Origin of the sequence: Sphingomonas lycopersici (genome assembly GCF_026130605.1) — a bacterium.
GTDB lineage: Bacteria > Pseudomonadota > Alphaproteobacteria > Sphingomonadales > Sphingomonadaceae > Sphingomonas > Sphingomonas lycopersici.
On the sequence record NZ_JANFAU010000001.1, the window covers coordinates 688,755 to 701,790 of the forward strand.

The 13,036-nt window shown below is 66.4% G+C and carries 11 protein-coding genes; 8 read left to right on the top strand and 3 right to left on the bottom strand.

What is annotated here, in order from left to right:
- Positions 1–7: 7 nt before the first annotated feature.
- The gene (locus NED98_RS02760) at positions 8–478 is read right to left on the bottom strand and encodes a DUF2844 domain-containing protein (RefSeq protein ID WP_265311846.1); all 471 of its coding nucleotides are present in this window, start codon (positions 476–478) and stop codon (positions 8–10) included.
- 109 nt (positions 479–587) lie between these two features.
- Here NED98_RS02760 and NED98_RS02765 point away from each other — a divergent pair, with 109 nt between their 5' ends.
- The 6 genes from NED98_RS02765 (at position 588) to NED98_RS02790 (ending at position 9,595) form a co-directional block, all read left to right on the top strand.
- Complete coding sequence (locus NED98_RS02765) at positions 588–1,709, top strand: lipase family protein (protein ID WP_265311847.1); 1,122 nt, start codon at positions 588–590, stop codon at positions 1,707–1,709.
- Between the two features lie 271 nt (positions 1,710–1,980).
- On the top strand, positions 1,981–4,407 hold the full coding sequence (locus tag NED98_RS02770; protein WP_265311848.1) for a TonB-dependent receptor: 2,427 nt from the start codon (positions 1,981–1,983) through the stop codon (positions 4,405–4,407).
- Between the two features lie 61 nt (positions 4,408–4,468).
- Positions 4,469–5,875 carry a betaine-aldehyde dehydrogenase gene (gene betB / locus NED98_RS02775; RefSeq protein WP_265311849.1) on the top strand — a complete coding sequence of 469 codons (1,407 nt, stop codon included), beginning with the start codon at positions 4,469–4,471 and terminating at the stop codon, positions 5,873–5,875.
- Positions 5,862–7,532, top strand: coding sequence for a choline dehydrogenase (gene betA, locus NED98_RS02780; RefSeq protein WP_265311850.1), 1,671 nt, complete (start codon positions 5,862–5,864; stop codon positions 7,530–7,532). The genes betB and betA overlap by 14 nt, the downstream gene beginning before the upstream one ends.
- Positions 7,529–9,178, top strand: a complete 1,650-nt coding sequence (locus NED98_RS02785; RefSeq protein ID WP_265311851.1) for a trimethylamine N-oxide permease — start codon at positions 7,529–7,531, stop codon at positions 9,176–9,178. Before betA ends, NED98_RS02785 begins: the two co-directional genes overlap by 4 nt.
- Positions 9,179–9,283: 105 nt before the next feature.
- On the top strand, positions 9,284–9,595 hold the full coding sequence (locus tag NED98_RS02790; protein WP_265311852.1) for a hypothetical protein: 312 nt from the start codon (positions 9,284–9,286) through the stop codon (positions 9,593–9,595).
- Positions 9,596–9,647: 52 nt separating this feature from the next.
- Here NED98_RS02790 and NED98_RS02795 read toward each other — a convergent pair whose 3' ends face one another.
- Positions 9,648–10,001: a hypothetical protein gene (locus tag NED98_RS02795; protein WP_179515537.1), complete on the bottom strand. Its 354-nt coding sequence runs from the start codon at positions 9,999–10,001 to the stop codon at positions 9,648–9,650.
- A gap of 88 nt (positions 10,002–10,089) precedes the next feature.
- Entirely contained in the window at positions 10,090–10,992 is a 903-nt protein-coding gene (locus tag NED98_RS02800) for a fatty acid desaturase family protein (protein ID WP_265311853.1), read from the bottom strand.
- Between the two features lie 50 nt (positions 10,993–11,042).
- On the opposite strand from NED98_RS02800, the gene NED98_RS02805 reads away from it, so the two are divergent.
- Positions 11,043–11,846, top strand: coding sequence for a PaaX family transcriptional regulator C-terminal domain-containing protein (locus NED98_RS02805; RefSeq protein WP_265311854.1), 804 nt, complete (start codon positions 11,043–11,045; stop codon positions 11,844–11,846).
- 85 nt (positions 11,847–11,931) lie between these two features.
- Positions 11,932–12,933, top strand: coding sequence for an MBL fold metallo-hydrolase (locus NED98_RS02810; protein ID WP_265311855.1), 1,002 nt, complete (start codon positions 11,932–11,934; stop codon positions 12,931–12,933).
- Positions 12,934–13,036 lie beyond the last annotated feature (103 nt).

Consider the following 13,036-nt stretch of genomic DNA (forward strand, 5'->3'; position numbering starts at 1 on the left):
CCTCGCGTCAGAAAGCATTGGGATCGAACCCGGCGGGAAGCTGCCCCGGCAGATAGGCGATTCCCCAGAAAGCCCCGGGGTGACCGCCGGTCTGGATCACGATGTCGTTGCGATGGACCCGCGGCGCGCGGCGCATCCTGATCCGCCCGTGCCCGGTGTTGGCGGCTTCCTGGAAGGTGGCGAAATATTGCGCCCCGAGCAATTGCCTGAGATCGGGGCGCCCCGGCCCGCGCCACGCGACCGCGACGACCGCCCCGGTAGCATTCTCGATTTCCTTGACCAGGGTGCCGTTGGCGAGCGTCATGCGATGCTCGACCCCGCCGGCGATCGTGCGCGCGGTCTGCGTCGCCGCCGCCATCCGCGCGCGATCGCGCGCAATGCTCGCGCCCGGCTGTCCCAGCCCGGCAACGGCGTCATCCGCCGCCGAAAAAGCGAAAATCAGCGCGAAAAACGCCGCGCAAACCCGAGCCCCGCCCATAAGCCGCCACCGCTTGTTTCGCGCCGACGCTAGTCACCCTCCCGATTACGGTAAAGCGCAAAGTCGCGCAGGCTGATATAGCGGACGCGAGTCATCGGGGAGGTTTGCCATGCTTCGCATGCTCTTACTGGCTTTCTCGCTCTTCCTTGCCGCCGCGATGCCGGCGCAGGCGCAGCGCGCCGGGGCACTCGTTTCGGCCGATCCGGTGCGCGAGGCGCCGGCCGGGATGCAGGCGTGGAAGATCGCCTATTGGACCACCGACCGCGACGGTCGCGCGGCGCGCGTCACCGGGATGGTGGTGGCGCCGCGCACCGCCCCGGCGCAACGCCGCGTGATCGCCTGGACGCACGGCACCTGGGGCGTGGTCGAGCGGTGCGCGCCATCGCTCAGCCCCGATTTCTGGGAATTGACCCCCGCGCTGGCCGAGATGATCCGGCGCGGGTTCACGGTGGTCGCGCCGGACTATCCGGGGCTCGGGTCCGATACGCCGCATCCCTATCTGGTCGGGGTCGATACCGCGCGATCGGTGCTCGATGCGGTCCGCGCGGCGCGCTCGATCGCCGGTGCCGGGGTGGGTGAGGCCTTCGCCGTGTGGGGTGAATCGCAGGGCGGTCATGCCGCTTTGTGGACCGCGATCGAGGCGCGCGGCTATGCGCCCGAACTGCGGCTGGTCGGCACCGCGGCGGCGGCGCCGCCGACCGACCTTCCCGCCAATCTGCGTTCGGGCAGCGACGTCAATATCCGCACGATGCTGACCGCCTACACCGCCTATAGCTGGTCGCAGCGCTTCGGCCACCCGCTCTCCACCTTGTTCAACCGCACCAATGCCGGGGTGGTGACGCGGCTGGCGCGGAACAATTGCGTCACGCTGGGCAGGAAGCCGCGGATCGGGACGATCCTGGGGATCATGTCGGTCCGCAATGCGCTCAAGAACAAGGATATCGGCCGGATCGAGCCGTGGGGGCGGATCGCCCGGGCGAATAGCGTGACGCCCGCCGCGGTGCCGGGGCCGCTGCTGATCGCGCAGAGCGGCGGCGACACGGTGGTCGGCTCGGCGGTGACCGCCAGCTTCGCCCGCGCGCGCTGCCGCAGCGGCGCGCCGCTGCGCTATATCGTGCTGCCGGGGGGCGATCATGCGCGCACCGCGCGCGACAGCGCGACCGCGACATTGGACTGGATCGGCGCGCGCTTCGCCGGGCAGAAAGCGCCGAGCGATTGCGGGCGGATCTGATGATGCCCGGATGAAGTCCCCGCGCGGCGTTCCGATTACAAAGGCTAATGATCCAATCTAATGTTCTAAATAAGCGATCATAATTGCGCATTAATTGCTAAGCACCTGTTTATCGGCGCTTTATTGTCAAATTACGGGCGGGCGCACCCGCCGAGCGATCCGCCAACGCCGCTTGTGAAGCACCGGGCCGTGATGCAGCATCGCCGGACAAGAAAAATACCGGCGATTACCAGAACATCTCGGGAGCAGATGATCAAAAGCGGGGTAAATCATGGAAGGGAAACGTCGCACGTTCTTTAGCGGGGCGGCCGTCGCCGCGCTGATCGCCGGCCTTGCCGCCACGACCACCCCGGCCCATGCCCAGCAACAGGCGGCCGCCACGCCGGCGGCAGCGGATGCTCAGCCGACGCGGCCCGACGATATCGTCGTCACCGCGCAGCGGCGCGAGCAGAAGCTGCAGGATGTCGGCATTGCGGTCTCGGTGCTCAACACCGCGGCGCTGACCAACCTCAATGTCACCAGCGCGACCGATATCGTCCGCGCGGTGCCCAATCTGAAATTCAATTCCTACGGCTCGTCGCAGGTGGTGTTCAACATCCGCGGCGTCTCGCAGAACGATTATGGCGACCAGCAGGAGCCGCCGGTCGCGGTCTATCAGGACGACAGCTACGCCAGCTCGATCACCACCGCGAGCTTCCCGGTGTTCGATCTGGCGCGGACCGAGGTGCTGCGCGGGCCGCAGGGCACGCTGTTCGGGCGCAACGCCACCGGCGGCGCGGTGCAGTTCATCTCCAGCCAGCCGACCGACGTGCTCGACGGCTATGTCCGCGGCACCTACGGCAGCTTCAACCAGCGGATCTTCGAGGGTGCGATCTCCGGCCCGATCGCGCCGGGGCTCAGCGTCCGCCTGTCGGGGATCTATGATCGCGACGACGGCTATATCGAGAATATCACCCCCGGCCAGCCCGATCGCGGCGCGAACAACCATTGGGCGCTGCGCGGGATCATCCAGTACGCGCCGACCGACAATTTCAAGGCGCGGCTGACGGTGCGCTATGCCGAAGCGGATCACGAGCGTCAGGCCGCGCTCTACGCGCTCGCGCCCGAATGTCCCAATGCGCAGGGGCAGGGCGAATTCCTCTCCACGACCCAGGCCTGCGCTTATTGGGGCAGCCCGCCGGGGGCGATCGCGACCGGCTATACCAACCCCTCGATTACCCCGTCGCAGGGCGGCGATGCGTGGAAGACCGCGGGGACCGGCGATCCCTATGTCGACCGCAAGCAATTCGCTGCGACGCTGCGGCTGGAGGGGCGGATCGGCGCGTTCGACGTGGTGTCGATCAGCGATTATCAGCACCTCACCAAATTCTATAACGAGATCGGCGATGCCCAGCCCGAGCTTCCCTATGTGAAGGGGCAATCGAGCTATACCCCCGGCCCGTGCGCCCCGCCGGCGCAGGCGGTGACCTGCTATGCGCCCGGCGTCTATTTCTATCAGGGCACGAAATCGGATCAGTACACGCAGGAATTGCGCGCCTCGACCAGCTTCGGGCGGCAATATCTCGTGTTCGGCGCGTTCGGGATGATCCTCAACGGCAATTATACCGCGAAATATGCGACGCCGTTCGACGGCTATGATCCGACGGTGGCTTTCTCGCAGAAGACGCGGAGCTGGGCGATCTTCGCGCAGGACGAATGGAAGATCGACGATCATTGGAAGCTGATCGGGGGCCTGCGTTTCTGGCACGATCACAAGGTCGGCACCTATGACGGCAGCGAGCTCTTCTCGGGCTTCACGATGCATTACGGCCCCGACGGGATCCGCTATAACGACCCGACCGGGACGACCCCGCTGACCGGGGTGACCGCGACCCCGGGCGATGCCAGCGCCAATTTTTCGGGTGTCACCGCGCGCGCCGAGATCGATTACAAGCCGAGCCGCGATACGTTGATCTACGCCAGCTATAATCGCGGCAGCAAATCGGGCGGCTTCACCTTCAGCACCGGCACCCCGACATTGGGCCAGTCGGTGATCGATACGATCAACAATATCGCCTATAAGCCGGAGACGCTCAACGACTATGAAGTCGGTCTCAAGACCCGGCTCGGTGCGAACACGACCTTCAACCTTGCCGGCTTCTATTACGATTATCAGCATTATCAGGCGTTCGTGCAGGTCGGCTTCACCCAGTCGGTGCGCAATCTGCGCGCCAGCAACCTGGGGGTCGAGGCGGAACTGGTCAGTCATCCGCTGACCGGGCTGACGCTGCAGGCCAATGCCTCGGCGCAGCGCAGCCGGGTCTATAACGTGCTGCTGCCCGACGGGGTGACGGTGGTGACGCACAATCTGCCGCAGGCGCCGAGCTTCTCCGCCGGGGGCCTGATCCGCTACGAATTCGCGCTGGCGGGGGGTGTCGCCTCGCTCCAGGCCGATGCGCTCTATCAGGACAAGACCTGCTTCACCGTGATGTGTGCGCCGGTCGAGCGCGAGCCGGCCTATGACGTCGAAAACCTGCGCTTCGGCTTCACCCCGAGCGGGATGAAGCTCGATCTGGCGGTGTTCGTCAACAATGTGCTCAACCACGCCTATCGCGTGTACGCTTATGACGGCGCCTATTATAACGGCGAGGTGGCCGGCGTTTACGCGAAGCCGCGGACCTGGGGCGTGACCGCGACCTATCATTTCGGGGGGCAATGAGCATGCGGCATCGATCTCGACCGGCAACGCGCCGCTTGTCGGGACGAGGCGAGGCAAGGCGATGAACTGGTTCGAAACGATCAATCCGGCGACCGGCGAAACGCTTGCGCGGCTGGCGGTCGCCGGTGCGGCCGAGGTGGATGCGGCGGTCGTCCGCGCGCAGGCGGCGCAGCGCCAATGGGCGAGGCTGACCGGGACCGAGCGGGGCCGGATATTGCGCCGCGCGGTCGATCTGCTGCGCGCGCGCAACGACGAGCTCGCGCAGCTCGAAACGCGCGATACGGGGAAGCCGATTCAGGAAACCAGCGTCGTCGATGTCGCGTCGGGCGCCGATTGCATCGAATATTTCGCCGGCGTCGCCGCGACGATCGCGGGCGAGCATATCGATCTGGGGCCGGCGGCGTTCGGCTATACGCGGCGCGAGCCGCTCGGGGTGACCGCGGGGATCGGGGCGTGGAATTATCCGATCCAGATCGCCTGCTGGAAAAGCGCGCCGGCGCTGGCGTGCGGCAATGCGATGATCTTCAAGCCCGCCGAGCTGACCCCGCTGACCGCGATCGAACTCGAGAAGATCTATCTCGAGGCGGGATGCCCCGAGGGGCTGTTCCAGGTGGTGCAGGGGTTCGCCGAGACCGGGCGGCTGCTCACCCGGCATCCCGGGATCGCCAAGGTCTCGCTGACCGGCGAGGTCGGCACCGGGCGCAAGGTGATGGCCGATGCCGCCGCGACCTTGAAGCAGGTGACGCTCGAACTGGGCGGCAAGAGCCCGCTGATCGTGTTCGACGATGCCGATCTCGACAATGCGGTATCGGGGGCGTTGCTTGGCAATTTCTATTCGGCGGGGGAGGTCTGTTCGAACGGCACCCGCGTGTTCGTCCAGCGCGGGGTGATCGACGATTTCCTCGCGCGGCTGAAGGCGCGGACCGAGAAGATGATCGTCGGCGACCCGCTCGATCCCGCGACCCAGATCGGCGCGCTGATCAACACCGCGCATATGGAGAAAGTGCTCGGCTATATCGCGCGCGGGGTGGCGGAAGGCGCCGAGGTGCTGACCGGTGGCGAGCGGATGACCGCGGGCGCTTTGGGCAAGGGCGCGTTCGTCGCGCCGACCGTCTTCACCGCCTGCACCGACGAGATGGCGATCGTCCGCGAGGAGATTTTCGGGCCGGTGATGACCGTGCTGCCGTTCGACGGCGAGGATGAGGTGGTGGCGCGCGCCAATGCCACCGAATTCGGGCTGGCGGCGGGGGTGTTCACGCGCGACCTGACCCGCGCGCATCGCGTGATCGCGGCGCTCGAGGCGGGGACGTGCTGGATCAACGCCTATAATATCACCCCGATCGAGCTGCCGTTCGGCGGGTATAAGCAATCGGGGCTGGGGCGCGAGAACGGCCGCGCGGCGCTCGAACACTACACCCGGCTGAAGAGCGTCTATGTCGCGATGGAACCGGTCGATGCCCCTTATTGACGGCGATTTCGACTATATCGTCGTCGGGGCGGGATCGGCCGGATGCGTGCTCGCCAACCGGCTGAGCGCCGATGGCAGATACAAGGTGCTGCTGCTCGAATATGGCGGATCGGACCGGTCGATCTTCATCCAGATGCCCGCCGCGCTCGCCTATCCGATGGCGACCAAAAGGTGGAACTGGCATTATGAGAGCGAGCCCGAGCCGTATCTCAACAACCGCCGGCTGCACACCCCGCGCGGCAAGGGGCTGGGCGGGTCGTCGTCGATCAACGGGCTGGTCTATGTCCGCGGCAACCCGCTCGATTTCGAGCGCTGGCAGGACGAGGAGGGCGCGCGCGGCTGGGGCTATGCCGACGTCCTCCCCTATTTCAAGCGCGCCGAGACGCGGAAGGAGGGCGGCAACAGCTATCGCGGCGGGGAGGGGCCGCTCTCGACCACTTACGGGACGCTCGAAAACCCGCTCCACCAGGCGTGGCTCGATGCCGCGGTCGAGGCGGGCTATGAACTGAGCGAGGATTATAACGGCTATCGTCAGGAAGGCTTCGGCCGGATGGACATGACGGTGCGCGGCGGCGAGCGCTGCTCGGCGGCCAAGGCCTATCTCTATCCCGCGATCAAGCGCGCCAATCTGCGCGTCGAACAGCATGCGCTGGTGACGCGCGTGCTGTTCGAGGGGCGGCGCGCGGTCGGCGTCGATTATGAGCAGCACGGGCGGACGGTCACCGCGCGCGCGGCGCGCGAGGTGATCCTGTCGGGCGGGCCGATCAATTCGGTGCAATTGCTCCAGCTGTCCGGCATCGGCCCGGCGGCGGCGCTGGCGCGCCACGGCATAACGCTGGTCGCCGATCGCGCGGGGGTTGGCGCCAATCTGCAGGATCATCTCGAATTCTATTTCCAGATGGCCTGCACCCGGCCGGTGACGCTCTACGGCCACGCCAATCTGTTCGGCAAGGCGATGATCGGCTTGCAATGGCTGCTGACCAAAAAGGGGCTCGGCGCGTCGAACCATTTCGAAAGCTGCGGCTTCATCCGCAGCCGCGCCGGCGTCAAATATCCCGATATCCAATATCATTTCTTCCCGATGGCGATCAATTACGACGGCTCGTCGCTCGCCACCGAGCACGGTTTTCAGGCGCATGTCGGGTCGATGCGCAGCAAGAGCCGCGGCACCGTTTCGCTGCGCAGCGCGAACCCGCATGACAAGCCGCTGATCCGCTTCAACTATATGAGCCACCCCGACGATTGGGAGGAGATGCGCGCCTGCGTGCGGCTGACGCGCGAGATCTTCCAGCAGCCCGCCTTCGCGCCGTGGCGCGGGCGCGAGATCCAGCCGGGGGCCGATTGCATCTCGGACGAAGCGATCGACGCCTTCATCGCCGAAAAGGTCGAAAGCGCGCTGCATCCTTCCTGCACCTGCAAGATGGGCGCGGCGAGCGATCCACTGGCGGTGGTCGATCCCGAATTGCGCGTCATCGGGGTGGAGGGGCTGCGCGTCGTCGACAGTTCGGTGATGCCGTCGATCACCACCGGCAACCTCAACGCGCCGACGATCATGATCGGCGAGAAGGGCGCCGATCATATCCTCGGCGCGCCGCTGCTGGCGCCGTCGAACGAGCCTTATTATGTGGCGCCGAACTGGGAGAGCGCGCAGCGATGATCGCCGACGATCTCGACGCGGCGGTCGCCGCCCCCGCGATCCGCCGCGCGCCGGAACCCGCCGCTGCGCATAACGGCGAGCTGCACCGCGAGCTTGATTGGAAGGGCGCCTTCTGGGCCTCGTCGGGGGTGCCCGCCGGGGTGCTGCTGACGATGGGCGGGATCGCCGCGACGATCGGCCAGCCCGTCTGGGTGGTGTTCATCGCCTCGATCCTGATGGGGTTCATCCAGAGCTTCGTCTATGCCGAGATCGCCGGGCTCTATCCGCACAAATCGGGCGGCGCGTCGGTCTATGGCGCGGCGGCGTGGCTGCCCTATTCGAAATTCGTCGCGCCGATCTCGGTCTGGTGCAACTGGCTGGCGTGGTCGCCGGTGCTCGCGCTCGGCACCAGCCTTGCCGCGGGCTATGTGATGGCGAGCCTGTTTCCGCCGACCGCGGCGATCAACACCTGGCATATCACGCTCGCCGATCTCGGCTTTATCCGCGAAGGGCTGACCCTGCGGATCAATTCGGTGGCGATCATCGGCGCGGGGTTCCTGCTGCTCACCTTCGCGCTCCAGCATCACGGCGCGGCGCGCGCCGCCTCGGCGCAGAAGATCCTTGGCATCGCCTGCCTCGCGCCGCTGATCCTCGTCGGGGTGGTGCCGCTGGTCACCGGCGATCTGCCGTCCGATCATCTGTTCCCGCTGCTGCCGCTGGTGCGCGACGCCGCCGGAACGGTGCATTTCGGCAGCTGGGACATTTACGGCATCACCGTGCTGATGGGGGCGATGTTCGGCGCGGGCTGGTCGACCTACGGCTTCGAGACCGCGGTCTGCTACACCCGCGAATTCAGGAATCCGGCGCGCGATACGCCGCGCGCGCTGATCGCCTCGGGATTGCTGTGCATCCTGATCTTCGCGCTGGTGCCGCTGGCGTTCCAGGCCTCGCTCGGGCTCGAAGGGATGCTGACGCCGGGGATCTACGACGGATCGGGGGTCGCGCTCGCGCTGGCGCGGATCGTCGGCGGCGGGGTCGTCGTGTCGAACATCTTCATCACGATGCTGATCCTCTCGCTGCTGCTGATCGTGATGACCTCGATGATGGGATCGTCGCGCACGCTCTATCAGGCGTCGGTCGACGGGTGGCTGCCCAAGTATCTCGCGCGGGTGAACCCGCACGGCGCGCCGACCGCGGCGATGTGGACCGATCTCGGATTCAACCTCCTGCTGCTGCTCACCTCGGATTATTTCGCGGTGCTGATGATCAGCAACGTCTGCTACATGGTCTTCAATTTCCTCAACCTGCAATCGGGGTGGATCCACCGCATCGACCGCGCCGGCTGGGAGCGCCCGTTCCGCTGCCCGACGTGGCTGCTCGCGACCGGCGCCGTGTTCGGCTTCGTCAACATGGCCTTCATGGGAGCGGGGGCGGATGTGTGGGGGAAGAATACGCTGCGCAACGGGCTGATCGCGGTGTTGCTGATCGTCCCCGTCTTCCTGTTCCGTCACTTCGTGCAGGACAAGGGGCGGTTCCCGGTGCGCGCCGAGGGGGTTGCCGAGCCGCCGACGGTGCGGCGTGCGGGGGTGCTGCCGTGGGTGGCGCTGCTGGCGTGCGTCGTGGTGGTGGCGGTGGCGCACGCGGTGGCGCGGCTACCGCTCCATTAAATCCGTGCAATGCTGGTGAACCCCGGCTGCCAGGCCAGTTCAGCGTGCGAAAAGACGTGCCCCGCTAGACCCACTCCTATCGAACAAGCGTAGAGGAGTGGGACCATGAAGATCACAATCCCCTTGATCGCCATCCTTGCCGGGAGTGCTTTCGCAACGATCCCTTCGGTCGCATCGGCGCAAAGCTGGGGTGTCTATGTCGGGTCGGACAGTCCCTATTATGACCGGGGCTATTACAACCAGGGTTATAATTACGACCGGTCTTATTATCGGGATCGCGATGGCGGTTATTACCGGCATGACGACTGGCGCGATCGCCGCGAGCGGTGGGAGCGCGAACGTGCGCGGCGCTATTGGATGCAGCGCCGCTGGGAACGCGAACATCGCTGGCATCACGATGACGACGACGACAATTGATCGTTAGCGTCGCGGGCTCAACCGCGTCACCGCGGTTGCGCCTTCGCGCGCCTCAATTGTCGCAGGCGTCGTAATATCCCGCGCGGCAGGCCGCGACGGCGCGGCGCCATTCGGCCATCTCGCGCTCATATTGCGCGCGGCTGCGGGCATAGCGATCCATATCGCGGTCGTGGTCACGCGATGCCGCGACATAATCGGCATCCTCGTAACCGCCCGGGCGCACGACATGATAACGCGGCCCGCGGTTGGCGGCGGCGGCCTGGAGGTTGAGCTGGCGGGTTTGCTCGCTGTCGCGCGCATGCGCGTCGGCGCTGCGCATCGAGGGATCGCGCGGATCGTCGGCGAAGGCTGCCGTGGGAATTGTCGCTGCGATGATCGCCACGCCGATAAGCCGCTTGCCGCGCATGTAACGCACCCCACCCTTGAACCCGGCACGGGCGTATCAGCGCGCTAGCGTTTCGCAAATCAATTGCGACGAGATGCCGGCGCGCGCGTCAGGCGGGTTGGTGCGCGGCCTTCACCGATCGTCGCAGCACATCGCCGTAGCCGGTCGCGATACAGGCGTAACCCTCGTAAAATCCCCGGCTTTTCAGCAGGCGGTGCATCTCGCGCAACCGATAGGGCGGCACTCCGGCGGCAAGATGGTGTTCGAGATGGTAACTCACATTATTGGGCGCGACGAACAGCCGTTCCCACCAGCGCACCAAGGTGGTCGAGGTATTGAGTCGCGCATCGGTGTCGCTGCGGTCGGTCGCGACGCCGTGCTCGCCGATCTGCCGCAGCCGGACGATCGCGGGATAGACGAACAGCAACGCCACCCACCACAAGGCATAGGCCCACCAGCCGCCCGCGAGCGCGAGGATCGCGAACAGCCCGGCCTGAAACACCAGCCAAGGCCATTGTTCGGCAAAGCGGAAACGGCGGAAGGCGAGCAATTGATCGCGAAATCCGGTCCGCCCGGTCAGATCGCGCGCGAATTTGCGGCGCAACGATTCGCGCGCGACCGGATAGCTTTTGACGAAGCCGATATCGGGATCGTTCGGGGTGCCGGCAAACCGGTGGTGCTTGAGGTGATAGCTGCGATATTTGGGCAGCGAGCTCATCATCGGCACCGCGGCGAGCCATTGCCCGACGGTCTCGTTCAAGCGTCGTCCGCTGAACAAGGCGTGATGCGCGCAATCGTGGACGATGATGCCGAGCCCGAGTTGCCGGCCGGCGATCACCAGCACCGCGAGCACGATCGTCAGCGGATTCGGCCAGGCGATCGCCAGCGCGAAGGCGCCCGCGATCAGCGCCCAGTTGACGGCGAGCGTCCACCAGCCCCACGCATTGGAGGTACGCGTCAATTGTGCCAGTTCATCCTTGCTGAGAAAGTCGGTGAACCGATCGCGGGGCATCGTGCGGGTCCTTCGGGCTGTCGAACGGAGTTGTAACAGGAAATGGCTTTGTGAGTCAAATATCGTTACATCACTGGCGCGAGCCCTTGTCGGCGCGGACGCTCGCGCTGGCCTTTCTGTCGACCAGCGGCGCGCGGCCGATGCGCGCGGCGGCACTGGCGCGCCGCGCCGAAATCTGCGGGGTCGACGGCGCGGCGATGCGGATGGCGCTGGGGCGGCTGGTGCGCGACGAGATGGTCGAGCAGGTCGAGCGCGGGGTCTATGCGATCGGGCGCGAGGGGCTGGCGCTCAATCGCGTCGCGCGCGGCTGGGCCGAGGCGGAATCGCGCGTCCGGGCGTGGGACGGACGCTGGATCGTCGTTGCGGTCGATCATCTCGGGCGCAGCGACCGCCGGCAGGTGCGCGCGCAGGAGCGCGCGTTGCGGCTTAACGGGCTGGCGCGCGCGGAAAGCGGCTTGTGGGTGCGGCCCGACAATCTGGCGCTGTCGCTCGAGGATTTTGCCGCGCGCCTCGTCGGGCTCGGGCTCGACGAGACCGCGACGATCCTCGGCGACGTGCGCGCGCTCGCGACGCAGGAGGCGGCGTTCCGCGGTCTATGGCCGGCGGCGGCGATCGCGGCGCGCTACCGGCACTGGATCGACGAGATGGCAGCGAGCGAGGATCGCCTCGCCGCGATGACGACCGTCGAGGCGGCGCGCGAGACGTTGCTGCTCGGCCAGTCGGTGATCCGCACGATCAACACCGATCCCTTGCTGCCCGCCGAGATGGTCGATGCCGCGCTGCGGGCGGAAATGATCGCGGCGATGCGGCGCTACGATACGATCGGCAAGAGCTTCTGGGCGAAGGTCGAGTGAGCGATATCCTTAGTAGTTGAAGTATTCTGCGCGCGGGGATAGGTCTGGCGGCACTTCGACCCGATAGAATAACGGAGAGCCGCAGATGGAGATGACGCGCAGGGGGCTGTTGGGTGGCGCGCTGGCGGGGGCGGCGATCTCGGCCGCGCCGCTGCGCGCGGCGACCACGCCCGAGGATCGCTGGATATTGCTGGGGACCGGCGGCGGGCCGGTGATGCGCAAGACGCGGATGCAGCCGGCCAATCTGCTCCAGGTCGGCGATCGTTCCTATCTGATCGATCTCGGCGCGGGGGTGACGCGGCAATTGGTGCAGGCCGGGGTCGCGCCGAGCCGGATCGACGCCGCGTTCATTTCGCATCTCCATCTCGATCATACCGCGGGGATCGCCGCCTTCCTGTCGCTCGATTGGGTACAGGCGGCGATGCAGCGGCTGCGCAGCGCCCCGGTGCCGATCTACGGCCCACCGGGGACGCAGACGGTGATCGACAGCAGCATCAAGGCGATCGCGATCCAGGCGGATATCTTCCGCGGCGAGAGCGCGCATTCGCCGCCGCCCGACAAATTCTTCTTCGGCAAGGATATCACCCAGCCGGGGCCGGTGGAGGTGTATCGCGACGAGATGCTGCGGGTGACCGCGGTCGAGAATACGCATTATGCGACGATGCACCTGCCGGCGCGGCCTTATGGCCACGACATGTCCTTCTCCTATCGCTTCGAAACGCCGCGGCGCAGCATCGTCTATACCGGCGATACCGGGCCGAGCCCCGCGGTGGAGGCGCTGGCCAGCGGCGCCGACGTGCTGATCAGCGAGATCATCGACCTGCCGGGGGTGGTCGCGGATATCCGAAGCCGCAGCGCGGACAAGAGCGTCGATGTCACCCCGATGATCCGGCATATGGAGCTGGAGCATCTGACCCCGGAGAATGTCGGCGCGCTGGCGGCGCGGGCCAAGGTGGGCAAGCTGGTGCTGACCCATTTGGGCATGGCGCCGGGGGCGGAGGATCTCGACGAAACGGCGGCGCTGGCGGCGATCCGCAAGAATTACCGCGGCCCGGTGGTGGTGGGGAAGGATCTGATGCGCGTTTGAGCATCGCGCCTCAGATCGGGACGACCTCTCCGTTCGCGCTGAGCTTGTCGAAGCCCTGGCTTTTTCTTCCGACGAAGAAGGACAGCCCTGCGACGAGCGCAGG